Source organism: Pararhizobium sp., from assembly GCF_965279435.1.
Classification (GTDB): Bacteria; Pseudomonadota; Alphaproteobacteria; order Rhizobiales; family Rhizobiaceae; genus Pararhizobium.
The window spans coordinates 1,342,844-1,365,207 of sequence record NZ_CBDIHY010000003.1; the positions used below are offsets into that span (position 1 = coordinate 1,342,844).

The window sequence follows — 22,364 nt, forward strand, 5'->3', positions numbered from 1 at the left end:
GGTCGATGACCGGGCATTGATACAATCGCATTCGGCTGGAGCCGGATCAGTTCGTGGTCGTCGAGACCTGCGAGCGAACCTTTTCCTCAGCCATGCGCTGGGTGAACATCTGGGCAAAATCAATCGGGTCGATCATCAGCGGCGGGAAGCCACCGTTGCGCGTCGCGTCGGAAACGATCTGGCGGGCGAACGGGAACAGCAGGCGCGGGCACTCGATGAAGAGCAGCGGCAGCATGTGCTCCTGCGGGAAACCGGTGACGCGGAAGACGCCGCCATAGGACAGCTCGACATTGAACAGCATCTTGTCGCCGTCCTTGGCCTCTGCATTCAGAGTGAGGATGACGTCGAATTCTGCATCCGATAAAGGATTGGCATTGACGTTGACATTGATGTTGATCGCCGGAGCCTTGTCGCGCGCCTGAAGCGAACGCGGAGCACCCGGGTTCTCAAACGAGAGGTCCTTGATGTACTGAGCCAGGATGTTCAGGGACGGGCTCTCGGCAGCGCCGTTTGTCGGGGATGCGGTATCGGTCATAAGGCCATTTCCTTCGGACATGAAATTTGGTGAGGCATCTAGCATTTCGCACCCGGGCTTACAACCCGGTGCCGCTGTTCACCTGAGCCGGTCGCGCTCGTTCGGATCGGGCCGCCCCCGGCCGTCGCTGCGCGTAAATTCGTCGTCGTCGAGATCGATCACGCGGGGATCCGTGCTGCGAGCTGCGTCAGGGTTTGGCGCCGGACGGCGAGAAAAGCCACGCCCACCGGCGGTCATGCCGGTCGTGACAATCGTCAGGCGGTTCTTGACGAAGGACCAGCCGAGATCCCGCACTGCTGGTATAAATAACAGCAATCCGACGATGTCGCTGATGAAGCCCGGAATGATCAACAGGAAGGCGGCGATGACGATCATCACGCCGTGCACCAGTTGCCGGCCGGGGTCGGTGCCGGTTTGCGAAGCCTGCTGGATCTTTCTGAGAACGCCAAATCCCTGAATGCGCAACAAGACCGCGCCGGCGATGGCGCTGGCCACAACGAGAAGAAGTGTCATGCCAACGCCGACTTCGCGGCCAACGACGATGAAGGTCGCGATCTCGGCGATCGGCATCAACAGGAAAAGGATCGGGATGATCAGGGAGCGCATTTGTTATCTACTCAGGTGAAAGTGATCGAGCCGAACCGCACCGGCAACTGCAAAGAAGTGATATAGCCATTTGAATGATCGTGCCATGCAGACTATATGGGATGATCGCACTGCATATTAACAGCGGTTCTGGGTGGAAATGGGCTCTTTCGACTTCATCACATTGTTTTTCTTGGTCGCTGCGGTGATCATCTTCCTCCAACTGCGCAGCGTTCTGGGCAAGCGGACCGGCAACGAACGTCCGCCGGTCGATCCTTATTCGCCGCGCGAAACCGCCGATGGGCCTGAGGCCTCCGGGAAAGTGGTGCAATTGCCACGCCGCGATGGCGCCGGTGAAGAGATTTCCCGTTATGCGGCGATCGATGCCTTTACCAAGGCAGGCACGCCGCTGAACGACGCATTGCGCCGCATGGCCGATAACGATCCATCCTTCGATCCGAAGGAATTCGTCAATGGTGCCAAGATGGCCTATGAGATGATCGTCATGGCTTTCGCCGACGGCGACCGCAAGACGCTCAAAGGCCTTTTGTCCCGAGACGTCTATGACGGCTTCGACGCAGCGATTTCCGAACGCGAAAGCAAGGGTGAAGTCGTCAAGTCCACCTTCGTCGGCATCGAGAAGGCCGACATGGTGCATGCCGAGATCAAGGACAGCGAAGCCAACATCACGCTGCGCATCATCAGCCAGCTGATTTCGGCGACCTACGACAAGGATGGCGCGACCGTCGATGGCGATGCTGAAGCTGTTTCCGAGGTCAACGACCTCTGGACCTTCTCGCGTGATACCCGTTCCCGCGATCCGAACTGGAAGTTGATCGCGACGGAATCGGAAAACTGATCGGGACTGGCGGCGATGGATTTCGATTTGCAACGGGTCGATTTTTCCGACCTTCCCGGTTGGCAGGCCGATAATCCATCCCCGCTTTTGCCGGCGCTTGAGCGCTGTCGTCAGCAAGTCAAGGCGGTAAAGCCGCACAAGACCGCATCACTCGGCATTTCCACCGCCGATCTGATGCCGGCCTATGAAGCGGCCAGAGAGGCCCGTCCGCAGAATGCGGACGAAGCCCGCGCTTTCTTCGAGGACCGTTTCATTCCGTTCAAGATTGTCCGTCATGATGGCAAGGCCGGCTTTGTCACGGCCTTCTTCGAGCCCGAAGTTCTAGTCAGTGGGACACGGGACGAGACCTTTCGCTTCCCTTTCTATCGCCGCCCGGATGATCTCGTCGATATCGGCGACAACAACCGCCCCGACGGCATGGATCCATATTTTGCCTTTGGGCAGCAGACGGATGGCGTGATTTCCGAATACCCGGACCGCAAAGCCATCGAGCAGGGATATCTTGCCGGGCGCGGGCTGGAGATCGCCTACGCGAAATCGAAGACCGATGTGTTCTTCGCTCATGTCCAGGGCGCTGCGCGGCTGGTCTATCCCGACGGCTCGATGCAGCGGGTGACCTATGCGGCCAAGACCGGCCATTATTTTTCCGCTACCGGCAAGCTCCTGATCGAACGCGGCAAGATCGAAGCGGCTGATGTCTCGATGCAGACGATCAAGCAATGGCTGGATGATCATCCGGATGAAGCGGACGAGGTGCTCTGGCACAATCGTTCCTTCATTTTTTTCCGTGAGGCCGAGGTCGATGATTCCGGGCTTGGACCGGTTGCGGCCGCCAAGGTAGCGCTGGAACCCGGCCGCTCGCTGGCCGTCGATCGGCTCATCCATACGTTCGGCGTTCCCTTTTTCATCTCGAGCGACAGCCTGACGTCGATCGAGGGTGGCCGTCCTTTCCAGCGGCTGATGCTGGCGCTCGATACGGGCTCGGCAATCGTCGGCCCGGCACGCGGTGATATCTTCACCGGCTCCGGTGATGAAGCCGGACAGTTGGCCGGCGCGGTGCGCAACGAGGCCGATTTTTTCATTTTTATCCCGAAGGCCGCGGCGGCAAGATACGGTCATGGCTAAGGCAAAGAAGCTTACCAGCGAAGACCGCATCCTCTGGGGCAAGGTTGCCCGCACCACCCGTCCTTTACCGGGGCGCATGGATGAGCTCGCGGAATTCGAGGAGCCCAAACCCGAGCCCCTGCCGGAAAAATTGCCGATGCCGGTGATCAAGGAAGGCAAATCGCTCGCCGAAGCGTTTGGTTCTGCTCCGCCGGAAGCCCCGAAGAAAACGGCGCGTGTGCATCATCCACTTGAAAAGCCGGTGAAGCGCAAGCTCGCCAAAGGCCATCTGGCGATCGAAGCGCGGATCGACCTGCATGGGATGATCCAGAGCGAGGCGCACGGCCTGCTGTTGCATTTCCTGATGCGGGCCTATGATCGCGGCCTGCGGCATGTGCTGGTCATTACGGGCAAGGGAACGTCGCTGGGCAGCGACGGCGCTCTCAAGCGGGCGGTGCCGATGTGGTTTTCACTGCCGGAATTCCGCATGCTGATCTCGTCCTACGAGCCTGCCGCGCGTAACCATGGCGGCGACGGCGCGCTTTACGTCCGCCTGTCGCGGCCAAGGGGCACCCCATGACCCCGTTTGGGGAAGCGGTGCACCGGCTGCGGCGGCAAAAGGGTGTCTCGCAGAAGCAGATGGCTGCGGCGATCGGTGTGTCGCCCGCCTATCTCTCCGCTCTCGAACATGGAAAACGCGGTGCGCCGAGCTTTGAATTCCTGCAAAGGGTGGCTGGTTATTTCAATGTGATCTGGGACGATGCCGACGAATTGTTCGGGATTGCAGCGATCTCCGACCCGAAAGTGGTGCTCGATACATCCGGCTTGCCAGCGGCACATACGGCGTTTGCCAACCGGCTCGCAGGCCGTATTCGCGGCTTATCCGGTGAAACCATCCGCATCCTTGAAGATGTTTTGGAAAAAGCCCGCTTTCCTGATAAGGAACTCTGATGATCCCCTGATTTCTGCCGCTTTCAGGCTGCACGGGATTTGGAACTATGGACAAAATCCCTATATTCGGGGAGCGCCATCGAGGGGTGATTCGCACGGAATCTGATCTCCGAAGACATGGCATCGAAACCTGGAAAGACTTATAGCCGAATGACCGATTTGCCTGAAACCGAAGCCGGCGCAAGCGCCGAATATGGTGCTGATTCCATCAAGGTTCTGAAGGGTCTCGATGCCGTCCGCAAGCGGCCGGGCATGTATATCGGCGATACCGACGACGGTTCGGGTCTGCATCACATGGTCTACGAAGTCGTGGACAATGCAATCGATGAGGCGCTGGCTGGCCATGCCGATATCGTTACGGTGACGCTGAACGCAGATGGTTCGGTGACGGTGACCGACAACGGACGCGGCATCCCGACCGATATCCATACGGGTGAGGGCATTTCGGCGGCCGAAGTGATCATGACCCAGCTGCATGCTGGCGGTAAATTCGACCAGAATTCCTACAAGGTTTCCGGCGGTCTGCACGGCGTCGGCGTCTCGGTGGTCAACGCGCTTTCGGTCAAGCTGCAGCTGAAGATCAAGCGCCAGGGCAAGATCCACGAAATCAATTTTACCCACGGCGTTGCCGATGAACCCTTGAAGGTGATCGGCGACAGCAACGGCGAGACCGGTACGGAAGTCACCTTCTTGCCGAGCACCGACACCTTCACGATGATCGAGTTCGATTACGGAACGCTGGAGCATCGCCTGCGCGAACTCGCCTTCCTGAATTCGGGTGTTCGCATTCTTCTGACCGACAAGCGGCATTCCGATATCCGCGAGACCGAGATGATGTATGACGGCGGCCTCGAGGCCTTCGTCGCTTATCTCGACCGGGCAAAGAAGCCGCTTGTCTCCAGGCCTGTTGCCATTCGCGGCGAAAAGGACGGTATCACCGTCGAAGTGGCGATGTGGTGGAATGACAGCTATCACGAAAATGTTCTCTGCTTCACCAACAACATCCCGCAGCGCGACGGCGGCACCCATATGGCCGGCTTCCGTGGCGGCCTGACGCGCCAGATCATTTCCTATGGCGATAGCTCCGGCATCATGAAGAAGGAAAAGGTGACGCTGACCGGCGAAGATTGCCGCGAAGGTCTGACCGCCGTTCTCTCCGTCAAGGTTCCCGATCCGAAATTCTCGTCGCAGACCAAGGACAAGCTTGTCTCGTCCGAAGTTCGCCCGGTTGTCGAAAGCCTCGTCAACGAAGCGCTCAGCACCTGGCTTGAAGAGCATCCCGGCGACGCAAAGATCCTCGTCGGCAAGGTGATCGAAGCCGCCGCTGCCCGCGAAGCGGCCAAAAAGGCCCGCGAACTGACCCGCCGCAAGGGCGCACTGGATATCTCCTCGCTGCCCGGCAAGCTGGCCGACTGCTCCGAGCGCGATCCGGCCAAGTCGGAACTCTTCCTGGTGGAAGGGGATTCCGCCGGCGGTTCCGCCAAGCAGGGCCGTTCGCGTGAAAATCAGGCGATCCTGCCGCTGCGCGGCAAGATCCTCAATGTCGAGCGCGCCCGTTTCGACAAGATGCTGTCCAGCCAGGAAATCGGCACGCTGATCACGGCGCTCGGCACATCGATCGGCAAGGACGAGTTCAATCCGGACAAGCTGCGCTACCACAAGATCATCATCATGACCGATGCTGACGTCGATGGCGCCCATATTCGCACGCTGCTTTTGACCTTCTTCTTCCGGCAGATGCCGGAGCTGATCGAACGCGGACACCTCTATATTGCCCAGCCGCCGCTCTACAAAGTGGCACGCGGCAAGTCGGCGCAGTATCTGAAGGATGAAAAGGCGCTGGAGGAATATCTGATCTCCACGGGTCTGGAAGACGCGGCCCTTGAGCTTGGTTCCGGTGAAGTCCGGGTCGGGCAGGATTTGCGCGAGGTCATCGTCGATGCGCTGAGGTTGCGTACGCTGGTCGAATCCCTGCATTCGCGTTACAGCCGCTCCGTCGTCGAGCAGGCGGCGATTGCCGGCGCTCTCAATCCGGAACTGAACAACAACCAGGCACAGTCGGAAGCGACCGCTGCTGACGTGGCCAAGCGGCTGGACCTGATCGCTGAAGAAACCGAGCGCGGCTGGGTCGTGGCAGTCGCCAGTGATGGCGGCTTGAAGTTCGAGCGCATGGTGCGCGGTGTCAAGGAAGTGGCATCGCTCGACATGGCGCTGATCGGCTCGCAAGACGCCCGCCATATCGACCTGATGACCCCGCGCCTCAAGGAAATCTATGCCGTTCCGCCGCTGTTGAAGCGCAAGGACGGCGCAATCGAAATCAGCGGGCCGCGTGCACTTCTCGATGCCATCTTTGCCAGCGGCCGTAAGGGTCTGTCGATGCAGCGCTACAAGGGTCTTGGTGAAATGAACGCCGAACAGCTCTGGGAAACGACGCTCGATCCGAACGTCCGCTCGCTGCTTCAGGTCCGCGTCCCGGATGCCACAGATGCCGATGGTCTGTTTTCGCGCCTGATGGGCGATGAAGTTGAGCCACGCCGCGATTTCATCCAGGAAAACGCGTTGAACGTCGCCAATCTCGACATCTGATTGGCCGCTGCCCGTTAGAGGCAGCGCATTTCGTATCCGTTAAAAAACCACGCCTTCCAGACGGAAGGCGTGGTTTTCTTTTTTTGTTTAGTCGGCGATGAAGGTGCCGTTGAAGGCAACTTCCGAAAGCGGACGCCGGGGGCTCGGTGTTTCGCGCGCCTGCAGGTATTCAGGCAATTGGGCCTTGTCGCCCAAGCGGCCGATGGCAGCGGCTGCTTCGACGCGGTAGCCTTCCGGAAGGCCGAGGATTTCGGTAGCCTTGTCGAAATGCAGGCCGGTCATGCCGTGTGCCTGGAAGCCGAGCAACTGCGCCTGATGAGCGATCGCGCCCCAGGCTGCACCCGTATCGAAGCTATGGCTGTGTGACAGCTTGGCTTCCGTCGCTCCGGGGGCGACGAAATGTGTCTTCGATATCAGGATGACCAGAGCCGAGGCGGACTTGACCCAACCCTGATTGAATTCGACCAGGATCGGGAAAAGCTTGTCCCATTCCGGAGTGTCGCGCAGCGCGTAGACGAAGCGCCAAGGCTGCGAGTTGAAAGCCGAGGGTGCCCAGCGGCCGGCTTCCAGAATGGTCAGCAGTTCGGTTTCGGAAATGGTCTCGCCGGTAAAGGCGCGCGGCGACCAGCGATTGAGGAAGCTCGGCTCGATCGGATAGTCTGCCTGGCGGTAGTTGCTGGTGGTTGTCATGGCTTGTTCCTGTCTTGGGAGGTCGGAGGGGGGCGGAATTCTGTGAGCGGACGGAGTCCGCATATAGCGATTGGATAGACGAGGAATAGACTCCAGTTTGGAGATGGACCGTTTCCAATTTGACGACAACGGCAAGGGCGGTTTGGTTCACAGCCGGGTGGCGTGACGAAACAGGATGCAGAAACGCTCTGCAGGGTTATTGTCGAACGCCAGAAAAAAGTTGTATAAGTTCTGTAGATTTTCCGAAGCAAAGGATTTGCTGCTGATGACTGTGACCTTGAAAGACCCTTCGCTGTTCCGCCAGGCCGCACTCGTCGGCGAAAACTGGATCGAGGCCGATCCGAAAAATGCCATCGAGGTGAACAATCCGGCCACCGGCGACATCATCGGCCGCGTTCCGAAGCTCGGTGCAGCTGAAACCAAAGCAGCCATTGAGGCAGCACGGATCGCGCAGAAGGGCTGGGCCGCAAGAACTGCCAAGGACCGCTGCGCCGTGCTGCGCAAATGGTACGACCTGATGATCGAGAACAAGGACGATCTCGGCCGCATTCTGACACTTGAGCAGGGCAAGCCGCTGGCCGAAGCGACCGGCGAAATCGTCTATGGCGCCAGCTTCATCGAATGGTTCGCCGAGGAAGGCCGCCGCATCTATGGCGACATGATCCCGGGTCATCAGCCGGATAAGCGCATCATGGTGATGAAGCAGCCGATTGGTGTCGTCGCAGCAATTACGCCGTGGAATTTCCCCAATGCGATGATTACCCGCAAGGCCGGACCGGCCTTTGCGGCTGGCTGCGCCCTGGTTCTGAAACCGGCTTCGCAGACACCGTTCTCTGCGATCGCCATCGCGGTTCTGGCTGAACGCGCCGGCCTGCCGAAGGGTCTGTTCAGCGTCATCACCGGTTCGGCTGCGGCCATCGGTGCCGAAATGACCTCTAATCCCACCGTGCGCAAGCTGACCTTTACCGGTTCGACCGAAATCGGTACCGAACTCTACAAGCAGAGCGCGCCGACCATCAAGAAACTCGGCCTCGAACTTGGCGGCAACGCGCCGTTCATCGTTTTTGATGATGCCGACCTCGACGCTGCCGTCGAAGGTGCACTGATCGCCAAATATCGCAACAACGGCCAGACTTGCGTTTGCGCCAATCGCATCTATGTCCAGGATGGTGTCTACGATGCCTTTGCTGAAAAGCTGGCAACAGCTGTCGGTAAACTGAAGACCGGCAATGGTTTCGATGAAGGTGTGATTCTCGGACCGTTGATCGACAAGGCAGCCCTCAACAAAGTCGAGGAGCACATTGCCGACGCTTTGAAAAAGGGCGCACGCATCCTGGCGGGCGGTAAGCCGCATGCGCTGGGCGGCACATTCTTCGAAGCAACGATCCTTGCCAATGTTACCAGGGACATGGCCGTTGCCCGCGAAGAAACGTTTGGTCCTCTGGCGCCCTTGTTCCGCTTCAAGTCCGAGGCTGATGTCATCGAGCAGGCCAATGACACCGAATTTGGTCTCGCATCCTATTTCTACGCCAAGGATCTGTCCCGCGTCTTCCGCGTTGCCGAAGCGCTGGAATACGGCATGGTCGGCGTCAATACCGGCCTGATTTCGACGGCGGAAGCGCCATTCGGCGGCGTCAAGCTGTCCGGTCTTGGCCGTGAAGGCTCGAAATACGGCATCGAGGAATTCACCGAGATCAAATATGTCTGCCTCGGCGGCATTTCCTGATCTGCCAATCAGGTTTTGAGAAGAACCGGCCGGATAGTTCTGGCCGGTTTTTTCGTTTGACGGTACAAGCCATAAAGACAGCAGGAGACAGCCATGCCCGCCCCGAAGAACACGTTCAAAGCCGCAACCCGCGAGGGTCGTTTTCAACTGGGTCTATGGGTTGCGCTGGCCAGTCCCTATGCGGCGGAAATCGTTTCGGGCAGCGGCTATGACTGGCTTTTGATCGATGGTGAACACGGGCCGAACGATATTCCGCTTCTGTCGGCACAGATCCAGGCCGTTGCCCGCTCCGGCAGCCATCCGATGGTCCGGCTTCCCATCGGCGAAACCTGGTTGATCAAGCAGATCCTCGATACCGGCGCCCAGACGCTGCTGATCCCGATGGTGGAAAGTGTCGAGCAGGCGCAGGCTTTGGTGCGTGCTGTCCGCTATCCGCCGCATGGCGTGCGCGGCGTTGGCGCCGCCCTTGGCCGGGCATCGCAGTTCAGCCGGATCGGCGATTATCTCGAAACGGCCAATGACGAAGTCTGCCTGATCGTACAGATCGAGAGCCGCGCCGGCCTTGCCGCGCTGGACGATATTGCCGCGCTCGAGGGGATCGACGGCCTGTTCATTGGCCCGTCCGATCTGGCAGCTGACATGGGATATCTTGGCCAGCCGGGGCATCCTGAGGTAACGGCGGCAATCAAGGATGCCTTTGATCGCATCCGCAAGGCTGGAAAAGGGCGTGGCATCATGACTTTGAGCCTCGATCAGGCCCACATGTACCGCGAAATGGGCGCGGACTTCATGGCGATCGGCACCGATGTGACGCTACTGGTCAGCGCCACGACCCGGCTGCGGGAAGATTTCCTGTCCGGTGGAAAGAGCGATGCCAAGCCGGTTGCCGGCTATTGATCAACGGCTTTCGATGATCGCCGCAAGCTTCGGCATCGCCACATTGGGGCTCCACGTCCTAAAATCGGCGAGCCTCCGGGTGATTTTCTCGGCGTGATGATTGGCGATGTCGCGGATGCGGTGCTCCAGAAATGGATTGCGGAACCGGTCGAGCGTCAGAGCCACATAACTGGTAGCTTCGCTGCCGAGGTTCTTAGCGGCAAAGCCGGGAATGACCTCGGTTTCGTAGATGTTCACCAGCATTGCCAGAATGTCCGGATCCGTCAGGATGGCTTTCACGGTCTCATCCTGCGGACGGCCGGCTTTCAGCCAGAGATCAGCCAGCACGGTATGGCCGAGATTGAGGATATGCAGCTTCAGTTTCTCGTAAGGGGCGAGATCATCGACCAGCAGAATGGACGGATGGGTGCAGGGAAGTTTTAGCCCGGGCTGCGCCTCGATAGCCCAGAGGGCATAAGGCTCTGCCACGGCGCCGGCGGGCTGCAGCGGCTCGGAGACGATCCGGTCTACAAGTGTATTGCCCCAGATCACCGTTGTTGCCAGCCAACGGGCGAAATCCGCGTCGGCGAACCGTTCGGATTGAAGATCGAGGATCACCGTTCTCAGGGTATCGCCGTTGCGGGCGACCAGTTCGCAGGGCAGAACCGTAAGCGCCTTGCCACCTGCGTTGAAACGTTCGTGCAGCAGGATCAGCAGTTTGCCGGGAAACGATGCCGGGATGTCCGTTGCAAGATCGTCTGGCCCAATCGCATAGCCGGTATCGCCGGTATTGGAGATCAGTACCTCCGCTTCCGTCGTAACGATGCGCTTGACCTCGTTCCAGTCAGCCGTCGCCGACAGGGCGCGGGCAACGCTGGTAACCTGCTGGGTCCGGTTGATCTCGGCACCCTCGACAAGCCCGCGGATGATGGCGAGGAAACCTCCCGGTGCCGCCAGCGCTTTCAGGCGGCCGGCACGTTCCGCCGAGCCTGTGGTCTGGACGATTGTAATCTTGCCGATGGCTTCGCCCTTTTCCAGTGCCTCGCTGACGAAAAGATCGGCATGGGCCTGGAGAAAACGGCTGGTTCCGAACTGCACGATGGGTGTGATCATGATGTCTTTGAATCCGGCTATTGAATGGACTGAAGCAAGGTTTCGCGCGCCGACCGCAAATGGCGCCGGCAGGCGGTTTCGACGCGTATAGGGTCGCGGGAGCGAAGGGCGGCGATATAGTCGAGATGTTCTTCCAGAGCCCGGGCGTTGCGCTCGCGCGCATTCGTCTTGTTCCACTGGTAGTGATAGTGAAAGACGATGGTGATGATGTCGTAGAAATCGACGATGAACCGGTTGCTGGACGAGGTGTGCACCAGAAGATGGAAGCGTTCGTCGAGCTCCGAGAATTCCTTATAGCGATTGTCGATGTCGCCAAGGATGTCGTGGTGCAACGCTTCTATCTTGTCGAGTTCGGCCCAGGCTGGGTGTTCGGGGGTAAGGGCTGCAAAGCTCGCGGCAGAGCGTAGCTCGAACATTTCGCGGACTTCGGTGAGTTCAAGTGCAAACTCGCGGGTAAAACCCTTGAGAATCCAGTGGCTGTTCGGCCGCTTCTCGATCAGGCCGAAGCGGCTGAAGCGGATCAGGAATTCGCGGACGCTGGTCGTGCCGGTGCCGATATCGCGGGCCAGTTCCAGCTCGTTGATCTGCATGCCGGGCTCGGCACCGCCGGCCAGAATCCGGCGCATGAAACTGCGCTCGATAATGTCCGACAGCGAATCGGTTTCTTCCGCCGGGTAATAATCCTCCGGCTTCGGCTGGCGCAAAACCACCTTTGCTCGCTTGTCCCAGGCCAGCAACTGCAGCTCTTCCATGCGCGTCAGAATAGCGCGGATGGTGGTGCGGCTGACGCCGAGCGTCGTGCCAAGCTCCGGCTCGGACGGCAGGCTTGAGGTTTCCGCCAGGAGCTTGAGGCAGCGGTTGAAGGCGTCCTTGAAGACGGTATTCTGTTTCGCCATAACTGTGTCGACCGGATATGAGTTCTGTAAGCCCAAAGCGCGGGCTGGGTTTTTTAACGTGCTCTATCCGACCGGTTTGATCCTGTCTTCGACTTTGCTCTGCGGGTTCATCGTGTTTCGTCCCTGATTTTGTTTTTGGTGCGGTGGTTGGTTATTGCTCGCGAGCCGCAGCCCATAATACCCATTGACGGCAAACTGTCTATTGTGGATAAAAGACAAAATGAATGAGAGGCTCATTCGAATAAGAATTGCCAGGGAGATACCAAGGGTGACCGCACCTTCCTTCATCGTTTTGTCGCCGGAAGACAATGTCGCCGTCGCATCGCTGGCCATCGAAGCAGGCGGTGAATTGACGGGTGGCGTTCGCGCAAACGGAAAGATCGATCCCGGCCACAAGGTGGCGATCCATCCCGTCCATATCGGCGAACCGGTGGTGAAATACGGCCAGGCGATCGGCCGAGCGACCGTCGAGATTGCTGCAGGCGACCACGTTCATTCGCACAATCTGGCCTTCGATCAGGACCGGTTGTCGATTGGTGCGCCGGTAGCGCCGGAAGCGGCCAGCGTCGCCGACAAAGCCCGCACCTTTCTCGGCTATCGCCGCGCCGACGGGCGCGCTGCGACCCGCAATTTCATCGGCATCATTGCCAGCGTCAACTGTTCCACCACCGTCTGCCGGGCGATCGCCGAGGAGGCCAACAAGGTCATACTGCCGCGCTATGACGGCATCGACGGTTTTGTGCCGATCGTTCACGATCAGGGCTGCGGCATGAGCTCGACCGGCGACGGCATGAAGAACCTGCACCGAACGCTTGCCGGCTATACGCGCCATGTGAATTTCGGCGGCGTGCTGATGGTCGGGCTCGGCTGCGAGGTCAACCAGCTGACGCTCTACGGGCAATCAGGTGCCGGTGCCGGTAAGCGGCATTTCAATATTCAGGATGCCGGTGGCTCGCGCCGCGCCGTAGCCCGTGCGCTCGGTGTGCTTGAGGAGATTGCAGCGGAAGTCGGAACGGCCAAGCGCATACCGATCCCGGTCAGCGAAATTATTGTCGGGCTGCAATGCGGCGGTTCCGATGGGCTTTCGGGCATTACTGCGAATCCGGCTTTGGGTGCTGCGGTCGATATTCTGGCCGGGGCGGGCGGTACGGCCATCCTGTCGGAAACCTCTGAAATCTACGGTGCCGAGCACCTGCTGCGCAGCCGCGCCGTCAATGATGGTGTTGCGGAAAAGCTGGATGGGCTGATTTCCTGGTGGGAAGACTATGTTGCCATGCATGGCGCCTCGCTCGACAACAATCCTTCGCCGGGCAACAAGCGTGGCGGCCTGACGACGATCCTGGAAAAATCGCTCGGCGCCGTTGCCAAGGGCGGCCGGTCACCGCTGACGGCGGTCTATCATTATGCCGAGCGCGTGACGGAACACGGCCTCGTCTTCATGGATACACCCGGTTACGATCCGGTCTCGGCGACGGGACAGGTGGCGGGTGGCGCCAATGTCATCACGTTCACGACTGGCCGCGGCAGCTGTTTCGGCTCACGTCCCTGTCCGTCGATCAAGCTGACGAGCAACACGGCTCTTTATCGCGCCATGGAAGAAGACATGGATATCGATTGCGGCACCATCGCCACCGGCGATGCGACGATTGCCGGCATGGGCCGGGAAATCTTCGACCTGATCATCGATACGGCATCGGGTAAGAAAACCAAGAGCGAGCTGTTCGGTTACGGCGACAATGAATTCGTACCCTGGCACCTGGGCGCGACGCTCTGACGGGCGGCCATCGGAGCGGAGGAGAGAATTGATGCAGACACGTAAAATCGGTCAAACGGACCTTTCCGTTACCGAATACAGCTTTGGCACGGCGCCGCTCGGCGGCATGTACCGGGCCTGCCCGCGAGAGACGGCAATGGAAACGCTGGAGGCGGCCTGGACCGCCGGCTTGCGGTTCATCGATACGGCACCCTGGTACGGCTTCGGCCTTGCCGAACGGCGCGTCGGCGATTTCCTGCGCGACAAGCCCAAGGGCAGTTATGTTCTGTCGACAAAGGTTGGCCGGCTACAGCGGCCGGTCTCCGACGACAAGGTTCCGAGCTATGGCTTCGTCGATCCGCTGCCTTTCGATACGGATTACGACTATTCCTATGACGGCATCATGCGGTCGGTCGATTTCAGCTATGCCCGCCTCGGGCTCAATCGTATCGATATTCTCTTCGTTCACGATATCGGCGTCTATACGCATGGGGCCGAGCGAAACGCGGTCTATCTTCGCCAGTTGATGGATGGCGGCTTAAAGGCGTTGGAAGAGTTGAAATCAAGCGGCGCCATTGCTGCCTATGGCCTGGGTGTCAATGAAGTGCCTGTTTGCCTCGATGTGATGGCTAAGGCAGATATCGACTGCATCCTTCTGGCCGGGCGCTATACGCTTCTCGATCGTACGGCCACCGCCGAACTGCTGCCGCTCTGCGAGAAAAAGAAAACCTCGCTGGTGGTTGGCGGCGTTTTCAATTCGGGTATTCTGGCAACGGGTCCAGTGGAGGGATCGCATTTCGATTATATGCCGGCGACCCCGGACGTGCTCGAAAAGGTGAGGGCGATGGAGACGATTGCGGAATCCCAGGGACTGCCGCTGGCGGCACCCGCCATCCAGTTCCCCCTGCAGAGCCCGGCGGTTGCCTCTGTTCTTCTCGGAACAGCCAAACCGTCGAGCCTGACCCGCAATATGGAATTGACCGAGCGGCGTCTGCAGCCGGACGATTTTAAGGCTTACGAAGCGCATACGTTGGTAGCCCCCGAACTCGGCGCAGACGCCGTACGGGTTTAGCCGGCTTTCAAGAGACAAAGGAAAAACGGAATGCTGAAGGGAATACATCCATTGCTCGGTCCGGAATTGCTGCATGCGATCCGCACCATGGGGCATGGGGACGAGATCGTGATTGCTGATGCCAACTTTCCGGCCAGCACCATGGGGCCGAAGGTGGTGCGGGCCGACGGGGTCGATGCGCTGAGCATTCTCGAGGCGATCCTCGCGCATATGCCGCTCGATACGTTCGTGGATGAATCTGCGTGGCGCATGGAGGTTGTTGGCGATCCGCAGGCGGTGCCGGATGTCTGCGTCAAGTTCCAGAGCCTGGTGAAAAAGCTCGCCGGTGATTTCAAGGTCGTGCCGATCGAGCGCTTTGCCTTCTACGAGCGCTCGCGCAAGGCTGCCTATATCGTCGCGACGACGGAATTCCGGCTGTACGGCAATATCATCCTGAAGAAGGGTGTCGTGCATCCGCAGGAACTCTACCGCGTCTGACGCGGGCAGCGAAACCCGGCCCATGGCGGTGGGCCGGTTCATCTTCGTGATGAAAAACAAAGGCTTGGCGTTGGGAGGAAGACAATGTTCAAGGGAAATTTCGAACGCTTGCAATTTCGAAAATGCTGAGATAGCTTGCCAAAGCAAAATGTTTTTTATGGATAAAAGATCGAACTGTTTGCGTCTTGCAGCCCGGTCTGAGGAGAACTGAACAAGACGTTGTTGGAGGAGAACAACACCATGACCCTTATGAAGAATATCATGTCCCGCCGCGCCTTTACCAGCCTGGCCGGTGCCGCTGTTTTCGCAACGATGATGCCGATGGCGTCGTTTGCGCAGGACGTCACAATCCCGATCATCGTCAAGGATACCACATCGTTCTACTGGCAAATCGTTCTGGCTGGTGCTCGTGCTGCCGGCAAGGATCTCGGCGTTAACGTGCCGGAACTCGGCGCCCAGTCGGAATCAGACATCAACGGCCAGATCACCATTCTGGAAAATGCTGTTGCCGGTGCTCCGGTTGCTGTCGTCATCTCGCCGACGGAATTCAAGGCGCTCGGCAAGCCGATCGATGAAGCTGCCAAGACTGTGCCGATCATCGGCATCGACTCAGGTGCCGATTCCAAGGCCTTCACCTCCTTCCTTACAACCGACAACACTCAGGGCGGCCGCATCGCTGCTGATGGTCTTGCTGCCGCCATCAAGGAAGCAACCGGCAAGGAAGAGGGCGACATCGCCATCATCACCAGCCTTCCAGGTGTCGGTTCGCTGGATCAGCGCCACAACGGCTTCGTCGAGCAGATCACGGCCAAATATCCGGGCCTGAAGGTCGTGGCTGACAAGTATGCCGACGGCCAGGCAACCACCGGCCTCAACATGATGACCGACCTGATCACTGCAAACCCGAACCTCGTTGGCGTCTTCGCGTCCAACCTGATCATGGCGCAGGGCGTTGGCCAGGCGATCGCTGAAAACAAGCTCGGCGACAAGATCAAGGTCATCGGCTTCGACAGCGACGAAAAGACGGTCGGCTTCCTCAAGGAAGGCGTTCTCGCCGGTCTCGTGGTGCAGGACCCGTATCGCATGGGCTATGACGGCATCAAAACCGCTCTGGCTGCTTCGAAGAAGGAAAAGGTCGAGGCCAATGTCGATACCGGTGCAAATCTGGTGACCAAGGCCAACATTGCCGATCCGAAGATCGACGCCCTTCTGAACCCGAAGGTCAACTGATCGAAACAACACGGCAGGCCGTGCCGATAGCGGTCTGCCGTCTGTCGCATAACGCGATCCAGAACTGTGTCAGGGGGGCTTTGCTGTGCTGACACAGGTTTCGGATTGAGGAGGAAAGCCGCCATGACCGGACTTCACGATGTCAGCCACCGGCACGAGGGCGCGGCGACGATTGCCAAGCACCCTGTTCCCAAGGGCGAGCCGATCCTGGAACTGCGCGGCCTGCAGAAGAAATACGGTGCCGTCGAGGCGCTGAAGCCTGCAAACATCACCTTTCTGTCGGGAGAGGTCCACGCGATCGTCGGCGAAAACGGCGCTGGCAAATCGACGCTGATCAAGCTTTTGACTGGCGTCATCCGCCGGACATCCGGCGAGGTCTTCTGGTGTGGTGATGCGGTGCAGCTTGCCACACCGAACGAGGCGATTTCGCGCGGTATCAATGCAGTGCATCAGGAAGTCGTGCTTTGCCGCCACCTATCTGTCGCTGCCAATATGTTTTTGGGCGACGAGATCAACAAGAACGGCCTGATGCGCAAGCGCGCCATGACCGATGCCGCCCAGGCCGTGCTCAATGATCTCGGCTTCAACCTGCCGGCGGCGGCCCTTCTCAGCGACCTGACGATCGGCCAGCAGCAGCTGGTGGCGACGGCACGCGCGGCGATGCGCGGTACCCAGTTCCTGATTTTCGATGAGCCGACCGCCTACCTGACGCGCCAGGAATCGGCGCAGCTCTTCCGGCTCATTCGCCGGCTACAGGCCGAAGGCGTGACGATCGTCTATATCAGCCACCGCATGGAAGAGGTTTTCGAACTCGCCGACCGGGTTTCGGTGCTGCGCGACGGTACCCATATCGGCACGCGCAAGATCGCCGACACCAATGATGCCGAGTTGATCTCGATGATGATCAACCGCACCATCGAGCAGATCTATCACAAGGAAACACTGCCGATCGGCGCGACGATCGTCGAAACGCGCGGCCTCTCCGGGCCGGGTTTCTCGGATGTCTCTCTGTCGGTGCGGGCAGGCGAAATCGTCGGGCTCTACGGCCTGATCGGTGCCGGGCGCAGCGAATTTGCGCTCGGGCTCTATGGCCGCCAGCCGTTGAGCGCCGGCGAAGTTTTTTGGCAGGGAAGCAAGGTCAAGATCCGCAACGAACGCGATGCGATGGACCTCGGCATTGCGCTTGCGCCCGAAAGCCGCCGCGACCAGGGGCTCTGCCTCAACCTGCCGATCGGGCTCAATATCAACCTTCCGGTGTTTGACCGGCTGTCGCGCGGCCTGACCATCAACCGCGGGCGTGAGATTGAGAATGCCGATCGGCAGATCAACGATCTGAAGATCAAGACACCGACGCGGCGTGTGCTGGCGTCGGCCATGTCCGGCGGCAATCAGCAGAAGATCGTCATCGGCAAATGGCTGAGCCACGGCGCCAAGCTGTTCATTTTTGACGAGCCGACCGTTGGCGTCGATGTCGGCACCAAGGCGGAAATCTACCGGCTGTTTGCAAGGCTTCTGGAGCAGGGGGCGGGCATTATCCTGATCTCCTCCTATCTGCCGGAGGTCTACGAGCTTTCGGACCGGCTGCATGTGTTCCGGCAGGGAAAACTTGTCGCCAGCCACACCTATCGTAGTGCGTCTCATGAAGAAGTGCTGACCCAGGCGATCGGCGTCTAGCATCATGAAAAGACTGAGTAAGAAAATGCGCGGAGGAAAATCATGAGCGTAGAGACCACAACGGAAACCGCACCGGTGCCGAAGAAAGGCATGAACATCCTGTTCGGCCTGACCTTGCTTGGGCTGTTGCTGTTCCTCTGGCTGCTCCTCGGCATCTCGACGACGAGTTTCTGGACCTCCAACAATATCAGCAATCTGCTGCGTCAGGGGTCGATGACGGCGATCCTTGCGGTGGGCCAGACATTCGTCATCATCACCGCCGGCATCGATCTATCCGTCGGTGCCGTGGTTGGTTTCTCCAGCGTCACCGTCGCCTGGCTTTTGCAGCATGGCGTGCCGCTCTGGCCGGCCATGGGCATCACCCTATTGGTCGGCGTGGCGATCGGCGCTTTTCATGCCTTCGGCATCGTTCGCATGGGGCTTCCGGCCTTCATCATCACCCTGGCGACGCTGACATCACTGCGCGGCATCGGCCTTCTGGTCACCAATGGTTCGACCATCTCGATCAGCGACGAGTCCTTCACCAATTTTTCGCGCGCCGACTTCCTGGGTATTCCCAGCTTGTTCTGGATGGTCATCGTAGTGGCGATACCGGCGTATATCTTTCTGCATCTGAGCCGCTGGGGCCGCTACCTCTTTGCGGTCGGTTCCAACAGCGAAGCCGCACGTCTCTCCGGCGTCAATGTCAACCGGACGATCTATCTTGCCTATATCCTGTCTTCGACCTGCGCCGCCTTCGTCGGCCTGCTGCTCGCCTCGCGCATCGGCATCGGCAACGCCACCCAGGCGGAAGGCTGGGAATTGCAGGCGATCGCCTCCTCGGTCATCGGCGGCACCAGCCTGTTTGGCGCGGTTGGCTCGGTGCACGGACCGCTGCTTGGCGCCTTCATCCTCGCGACCATTAACAACGGCGCCAATCTGCTCAACGTCAATGCGTTCGTGCAGCGCATTATCACCGGCGTGCTGATCATAGTCATCGTCTATTTCGACCAGCTGCGCCGTCGCGGTTCGCGCTGATCATCAAGGAATCCGGCCGGTTTGATTCTGGCCGGATGCCGTTGCTATCCACCCATCTGCGAATTGAGACTGCAAGGAACTGCCTGCCATGAAAGCGGCTATCTGCCCGGAGCCCGGGCGCCTGGAAATTATCGACAGACCAGCGCCGGGGGCCCCGCAAAAAGGCTGGGCACGGTTGGCGATCAGCCATGTCGGCATCTGCGGCACCGATTATCATATTTTCGAGGGTAAACACCCTTATCTCGAATATCCCCGGGTCATGGGACACGAAATCTCGGCAACGGTGATCGAATCCGGCGAAGGAGTATCCTTAGCACCGGGCACGCCGGTCATCGTCAATCCCTATCTCTCATGCGGAACCTGCATCGCTTGCCGCAAGGACAAACCGAACTGCTGCACGGCCATCAAGGTTCTGGGCGTGCACACCGACGGAGCGCTTTGCGAGGAGATCCTCGTCCCCGAAACCAATCTCTATCCGGCTGGCGATCTGTCGCTGGAGGCAGCGGCAACAGTCGAGTTCCTGGCCATCGGCGCCCATGCGGTGCGCCGCTCGCTGGCGCCTGCCGGGTCGAGGGCTCTGGTCATCGGCGCCGGGCCCATCGGTCTCGGAACAGCACTTTTCTCCCGCATTGCCGGGCATCAGGTGACGCTGCTCGATGCCAGCGCCGAGCGTTTGCAGATGGCGGCCGAACGGCTTGGTTTCGCGGACGGTATCTGGGCGGGGGACGGCGCTCTGGAGGCTGTGCTATCGGCCACGGGCGGTGACGGTTTCGATGTGGTGTTCGATGCCACCGGATTTGGCGGGTCGATGGAGAAATCCTTCTCGTTCGTCGCCCATGGCGGTTGCCTGGTTTTCGTCAGCGTCGTGAAGGACGATATCCGCTTTTCCGATCCCGAATTCCACAAGCGGGAAATGATGCTGGTCGGCAGCCGCAATGCGACGCGGCAGGATTTCGAGCATGTGGCTGCATCCATCCGCGCCGGCCATGTCCCGGTGGCATCGCTGATCACGCATCGCACGACACTGGACGCGGTCGTCACCGACCTGCCGCGCTGGGCACATGAAAAGGCCGGGTTGATCAAGGCCGTGGTCAAGGTCTCCCGGTAGCCGCGCGGCTCAGCCTCATTCTTGCATCGATCTCTCTGCGAGCAGCCTGCCGGCGCCTTAACTGACTATCAAGCCCTCTGTGACACGCTTGCGAAGGCCTTGTTACAGAGGCGTTGCGGCATATTTATTGCGTCGCACAAGAAAAGTGCTAGTGTCGCCATGCCTGCGGACACGAACAAGAAGAATGCAAGGTTGCGTCCGGTGGGAGCGGCGTTGTCGTTTACGGTAACAAGGAGAACGCTGCCGATGTTCTACCAGCTCTACGAACTCAATCACGCAATGATGGCGCCGTGGCGCGCCGCGGCAGATGCCATGCGGCTGGCTTATGCCAATCCGCTCAACCCGATTTCACATACCTATATGGGCAGGGCTGCCGCTGCCGGCCTCGAAGTCTTTGAACGCACGACGCGCCGTTACGCCAAGCCGGAATTCGGCCTGCCCGAAACCATCATTGATGGCGTGCCGGTTGCGGTGCGCGAACGGATCGTCTGGCGCGAACCTTTCTGCAATCTCATCCACTTCGAGCGTGCCGTGCCAAAGGGCAGGGCTTCCGATCCGAAGGTTCTGATCGTCGCGCCGATGTCCGGCCATTACGCCACGCTGCTGCGCGGCACCGTCGAAGCGCTGTTGCCGCAATCTGATATCTACATCACCGACTGGATCGACGCCCGCACCGTGCCGTTGACCGAAGGCACTTTCGATCTTGATGACTATATCGACTACGTCATCCAGATCCTGCATTTCCTTGGTCCCGATACGCATGTCATCGCTGTCTGTCAGCCGGCGGTGCCGGTGCTTGCGGCCGTGGCGCTGATGGAAGCCAATGACGATCCGCTGTCGCCGTCCTCTATGACGCTAATGGGTGGGCCGATCGATACGCGCATCAATCCAACCGCAGTCAACCAGCTTGCCAAGGAAAAGCCGCTCAGCTGGTTTCGCGATAATGTCGTGATGCCGGTGCCGTTTCCGCAGGCCGGGTTCTTGCGTCCGGTCTACCCGGGCTTCCTGCAGCTGTCCGGCTTCATGTCTATGAACCTCGACCGCCACTTGACGGCGACCAAGGATTTCTTCGAGCATCTGGTCAAAAACGACGGCGACGCCGCCGAAAAACACCGCGATTTCTATGATGAATACATGGCGGTGATGGATCTGACCGCCGAATTCTACCTGCAGACCGTCGATGTCGTCTTCATGAAGCATGCCCTTCCAAAGGGCGAAATGATGCATCGCGGCCAGAAGGTGGACACGACGGCGATCCGAAAGGTGGCACTGTTGACGGTGGAAGGCGAGAACGACGACATTTCCGGCGTCGGCCAGACGCAAGCCGCGCAGACGATCTGTACCAACATCCCCGACAATATGCGCCTGCATTATATGCAGCCGGATGTCGGCCATTACGGTGTTTTCAACGGGTCGCGTTTCCGCCGCGAAATCGCGCCGCGCATCGCAGCGTTTCACCGCGAGCATGCCCGCAGCGCCAAGCCGGTGCGCCGGGTGATCAAGGGTGGCAAGACCGCCTGATTGCGATAACATATCGATTTCATCGATCGATATCAGAGGCTTGCCGGAATCTGCGGACATTTGTCTTGCAGTGGGGCAGGCCTCTTCCCATCTCGTAATAAGCGGGCCCGAAGGAGAGGCCCACTTTTAGCGAGGACTTCTGAACATGAACCAATCTGCATTGATCCGTCCTGATTGGACGCCAGCGACCATTGCCATGATGGTGCTCGGTTTCGTGATTTTCTGGCCGCTTGGACTTGCCATGCTTGCCTATATTATTTTCGGCGAAAGGCTGAAAAGCTTCAAGAAGGATGCCAACAACAGTGTTGACAGCTTTTGCTCGTCTTTCAAGCGGAAGAGCCAGCGTTATGGCCGTCCGAACTCCGGCACCGGCAATGTTGCCTTCGACGACTGGCGCGATGCTGAGCTCTCCCGCCTCGACGAGGAACGCCGCAAGCTCGATGAAATGCGCGAACAGTTCGACGAATATGCCCGCGAACTTCGCCGCGCCAAGGACCAGGAAGATTTCGACCGTTTCATGCGCGATCGTAATTCCGGCGGTTCCGGCTCGGTCCCGGGCTTTCCGGCCAACTGATCCACCGATCCGTAAAA

At 59.4% G+C, this 22,364-nt stretch carries 21 protein-coding genes; 16 read left to right on the forward strand and 5 right to left on the reverse strand.

What is annotated here, in order from left to right; all coding sequences use genetic code 11:
- Positions 1–46: 46 nt before the first annotated feature.
- On the reverse strand, positions 47–535 hold the full coding sequence (gene secB / locus ACQY8Q_RS11990) for a protein-export chaperone SecB (protein ID WP_162743985.1): 489 nt from the start codon (positions 533–535) through the stop codon (positions 47–49).
- 78 nt (positions 536–613) lie between these two features.
- Positions 614–1,141: an FxsA family protein gene (locus tag ACQY8Q_RS11995; protein ID WP_428426785.1), complete on the reverse strand. Its 528-nt coding sequence runs from the start codon at positions 1,139–1,141 to the stop codon at positions 614–616.
- 139 nt (positions 1,142–1,280) lie between these two features.
- Here ACQY8Q_RS11995 and ACQY8Q_RS12000 point away from each other — a divergent pair, with 139 nt between their 5' ends.
- From ACQY8Q_RS12000 to gyrB, 5 genes are all read left to right on the forward strand, one after another.
- Positions 1,281–1,979 carry a Tim44/TimA family putative adaptor protein gene (locus tag ACQY8Q_RS12000; RefSeq protein WP_428426786.1) on the forward strand — a complete coding sequence of 233 codons (699 nt, stop codon included), beginning with the start codon at positions 1,281–1,283 and terminating at the stop codon, positions 1,977–1,979.
- A 15-nt stretch (positions 1,980–1,994) separates the two neighbouring features.
- Positions 1,995–3,104 (forward strand): murein transglycosylase A, encoded by a 1,110-nt coding sequence (gene mltA / locus ACQY8Q_RS12005; RefSeq protein WP_428426787.1) that lies wholly within the window; start codon positions 1,995–1,997, stop codon positions 3,102–3,104.
- Positions 3,097–3,663, forward strand: coding sequence for a Smr/MutS family protein (locus ACQY8Q_RS12010; protein ID WP_428426789.1), 567 nt, complete (start codon positions 3,097–3,099; stop codon positions 3,661–3,663). Before mltA ends, ACQY8Q_RS12010 begins: the two co-directional genes overlap by 8 nt.
- Positions 3,660–4,034 carry a helix-turn-helix domain-containing protein gene (locus ACQY8Q_RS12015; protein ID WP_428426790.1) on the forward strand — a complete coding sequence of 125 codons (375 nt, stop codon included), beginning with the start codon at positions 3,660–3,662 and terminating at the stop codon, positions 4,032–4,034. Before ACQY8Q_RS12010 ends, ACQY8Q_RS12015 begins: the two co-directional genes overlap by 4 nt.
- Before the next feature lie 117 nt (positions 4,035–4,151).
- A complete protein-coding gene (gene gyrB / locus ACQY8Q_RS12020) occupies positions 4,152–6,620 on the forward strand; it encodes a DNA topoisomerase (ATP-hydrolyzing) subunit B (RefSeq protein ID WP_428426791.1) in 2,469 nt (822 codons plus the stop codon).
- Between the two features lie 87 nt (positions 6,621–6,707).
- Here the strand turns inward: gyrB and ACQY8Q_RS12025 are convergent, their stop codons facing one another.
- The gene (locus tag ACQY8Q_RS12025) at positions 6,708–7,310 is read right to left on the reverse strand and encodes a nitroreductase family protein (protein WP_428426792.1); all 603 of its coding nucleotides are present in this window, start codon (positions 7,308–7,310) and stop codon (positions 6,708–6,710) included.
- Positions 7,311–7,581: 271 nt separating this feature from the next.
- On the opposite strand from ACQY8Q_RS12025, the gene gabD reads away from it, so the two are divergent.
- A complete protein-coding gene (gene gabD / locus ACQY8Q_RS12030) occupies positions 7,582–9,036 on the forward strand; it encodes an NADP-dependent succinate-semialdehyde dehydrogenase (protein WP_428429762.1) in 1,455 nt (484 codons plus the stop codon).
- Positions 9,037–9,129: 93 nt separating this feature from the next.
- Positions 9,130–9,933, forward strand: a complete 804-nt coding sequence (locus ACQY8Q_RS12035) for an aldolase/citrate lyase family protein (protein WP_428426793.1) — start codon at positions 9,130–9,132, stop codon at positions 9,931–9,933.
- On the opposite strand, the gene ACQY8Q_RS12040 is transcribed toward ACQY8Q_RS12035, so the two are convergent.
- Together ACQY8Q_RS12040 and ACQY8Q_RS12045 are read right to left on the reverse strand one after the other, a co-directional pair.
- Entirely contained in the window at positions 9,934–11,025 is a 1,092-nt protein-coding gene (locus ACQY8Q_RS12040; protein WP_428426794.1) for a mannitol dehydrogenase family protein, read from the reverse strand. It abuts the gene before it with no gap.
- A 17-nt stretch (positions 11,026–11,042) separates the two neighbouring features.
- On the reverse strand, positions 11,043–11,921 hold the full coding sequence (locus ACQY8Q_RS12045) for an FCD domain-containing protein (protein ID WP_428426795.1): 879 nt from the start codon (positions 11,919–11,921) through the stop codon (positions 11,043–11,045).
- 268 nt (positions 11,922–12,189) lie between these two features.
- Between ACQY8Q_RS12045 and ACQY8Q_RS12050 the strand changes: the two genes are divergently transcribed.
- The 9 genes from ACQY8Q_RS12050 (at position 12,190) to ACQY8Q_RS12090 (ending at position 22,347) form a co-directional block, all read left to right on the forward strand.
- Positions 12,190–13,695 carry a UxaA family hydrolase gene (locus ACQY8Q_RS12050; protein WP_428426796.1) on the forward strand — a complete coding sequence of 502 codons (1,506 nt, stop codon included), beginning with the start codon at positions 12,190–12,192 and terminating at the stop codon, positions 13,693–13,695.
- Positions 13,696–13,726: 31 nt separating this feature from the next.
- Positions 13,727–14,746, forward strand: coding sequence for an aldo/keto reductase (locus ACQY8Q_RS12055; RefSeq protein ID WP_428426797.1), 1,020 nt, complete (start codon positions 13,727–13,729; stop codon positions 14,744–14,746).
- A gap of 30 nt (positions 14,747–14,776) precedes the next feature.
- On the forward strand, positions 14,777–15,223 hold the full coding sequence (locus ACQY8Q_RS12060) for an RbsD/FucU family protein (RefSeq protein WP_426125695.1): 447 nt from the start codon (positions 14,777–14,779) through the stop codon (positions 15,221–15,223).
- A 240-nt stretch (positions 15,224–15,463) separates the two neighbouring features.
- On the forward strand, positions 15,464–16,453 hold the full coding sequence (locus tag ACQY8Q_RS12065) for an ABC transporter substrate-binding protein (RefSeq protein WP_428426798.1): 990 nt from the start codon (positions 15,464–15,466) through the stop codon (positions 16,451–16,453).
- A gap of 123 nt (positions 16,454–16,576) precedes the next feature.
- Positions 16,577–18,127: a sugar ABC transporter ATP-binding protein gene (locus ACQY8Q_RS12070; RefSeq protein WP_428426799.1), complete on the forward strand. Its 1,551-nt coding sequence runs from the start codon at positions 16,577–16,579 to the stop codon at positions 18,125–18,127.
- 42 nt (positions 18,128–18,169) lie between these two features.
- Positions 18,170–19,144, forward strand: coding sequence for an ABC transporter permease (locus tag ACQY8Q_RS12075; protein ID WP_113247418.1), 975 nt, complete (start codon positions 18,170–18,172; stop codon positions 19,142–19,144).
- An 88-nt stretch (positions 19,145–19,232) separates the two neighbouring features.
- Positions 19,233–20,252 carry a zinc-binding alcohol dehydrogenase family protein gene (locus ACQY8Q_RS12080; RefSeq protein ID WP_428426800.1) on the forward strand — a complete coding sequence of 340 codons (1,020 nt, stop codon included), beginning with the start codon at positions 19,233–19,235 and terminating at the stop codon, positions 20,250–20,252.
- A gap of 246 nt (positions 20,253–20,498) precedes the next feature.
- Positions 20,499–21,773, forward strand: a complete 1,275-nt coding sequence (gene phaZ / locus ACQY8Q_RS12085) for a polyhydroxyalkanoate depolymerase (protein ID WP_428426801.1) — start codon at positions 20,499–20,501, stop codon at positions 21,771–21,773.
- A 145-nt stretch (positions 21,774–21,918) separates the two neighbouring features.
- Positions 21,919–22,347, forward strand: a complete 429-nt coding sequence (locus tag ACQY8Q_RS12090) for a DUF2852 domain-containing protein (protein ID WP_113247421.1) — start codon at positions 21,919–21,921, stop codon at positions 22,345–22,347.
- Positions 22,348–22,364 lie beyond the last annotated feature (17 nt).

What these genes read in the sequence shown, in the direction of transcription:
- ACQY8Q_RS12070 (WP_428426799.1), top strand. Translation starts at nt 16,577, where the DNA reads ATGACCGGACTTCACGATGTCAGCCACCGGCACGAGGGCGCGGCGACG.
- ACQY8Q_RS12080 (WP_428426800.1), top strand. Translation starts at nt 19,233, where the DNA reads ATGAAAGCGGCTATCTGCCCGGAGCCCGGGCGCCTGGAAATTATCGAC.
- ACQY8Q_RS12025 (WP_428426792.1), bottom strand. Translation starts at nt 7,310, where the DNA reads ATGACAACCACCAGCAACTACCGCCAGGCAGACTATCCGATCGAGCCG.
- ACQY8Q_RS12060 (WP_426125695.1), top strand. Translation starts at nt 14,777, where the DNA reads ATGCTGAAGGGAATACATCCATTGCTCGGTCCGGAATTGCTGCATGCG.
- secB (WP_162743985.1), bottom strand. Translation starts at nt 535, where the DNA reads ATGACCGATACCGCATCCCCGACAAACGGCGCTGCCGAGAGCCCGTCC.
- ACQY8Q_RS11995 (WP_428426785.1), bottom strand. Translation starts at nt 1,141, where the DNA reads ATGCGCTCCCTGATCATCCCGATCCTTTTCCTGTTGATGCCGATCGCC.
- ACQY8Q_RS12015 (WP_428426790.1), top strand. Translation starts at nt 3,660, where the DNA reads ATGACCCCGTTTGGGGAAGCGGTGCACCGGCTGCGGCGGCAAAAGGGT.
- ACQY8Q_RS12040 (WP_428426794.1), bottom strand. Translation starts at nt 11,025, where the DNA reads ATGATCACACCCATCGTGCAGTTCGGAACCAGCCGTTTTCTCCAGGCC.
- ACQY8Q_RS12075 (WP_113247418.1), top strand. Translation starts at nt 18,170, where the DNA reads ATGAGCGTAGAGACCACAACGGAAACCGCACCGGTGCCGAAGAAAGGC.
- ACQY8Q_RS12045 (WP_428426795.1), bottom strand. Translation starts at nt 11,921, where the DNA reads ATGGCGAAACAGAATACCGTCTTCAAGGACGCCTTCAACCGCTGCCTC.
- mltA (WP_428426787.1), top strand. Translation starts at nt 1,995, where the DNA reads ATGGATTTCGATTTGCAACGGGTCGATTTTTCCGACCTTCCCGGTTGG.
- ACQY8Q_RS12090 (WP_113247421.1), top strand. Translation starts at nt 21,919, where the DNA reads ATGAACCAATCTGCATTGATCCGTCCTGATTGGACGCCAGCGACCATT.
- ACQY8Q_RS12010 (WP_428426789.1), top strand. Translation starts at nt 3,097, where the DNA reads ATGGCTAAGGCAAAGAAGCTTACCAGCGAAGACCGCATCCTCTGGGGC.
- gyrB (WP_428426791.1), top strand. Translation starts at nt 4,152, where the DNA reads ATGGCATCGAAACCTGGAAAGACTTATAGCCGAATGACCGATTTGCCT.
- ACQY8Q_RS12000 (WP_428426786.1), top strand. Translation starts at nt 1,281, where the DNA reads ATGGGCTCTTTCGACTTCATCACATTGTTTTTCTTGGTCGCTGCGGTG.
- ACQY8Q_RS12055 (WP_428426797.1), top strand. Translation starts at nt 13,727, where the DNA reads ATGCAGACACGTAAAATCGGTCAAACGGACCTTTCCGTTACCGAATAC.
- phaZ (WP_428426801.1), top strand. Translation starts at nt 20,499, where the DNA reads ATGTTCTACCAGCTCTACGAACTCAATCACGCAATGATGGCGCCGTGG.
- ACQY8Q_RS12035 (WP_428426793.1), top strand. Translation starts at nt 9,130, where the DNA reads ATGCCCGCCCCGAAGAACACGTTCAAAGCCGCAACCCGCGAGGGTCGT.
- ACQY8Q_RS12065 (WP_428426798.1), top strand. Translation starts at nt 15,464, where the DNA reads ATGACCCTTATGAAGAATATCATGTCCCGCCGCGCCTTTACCAGCCTG.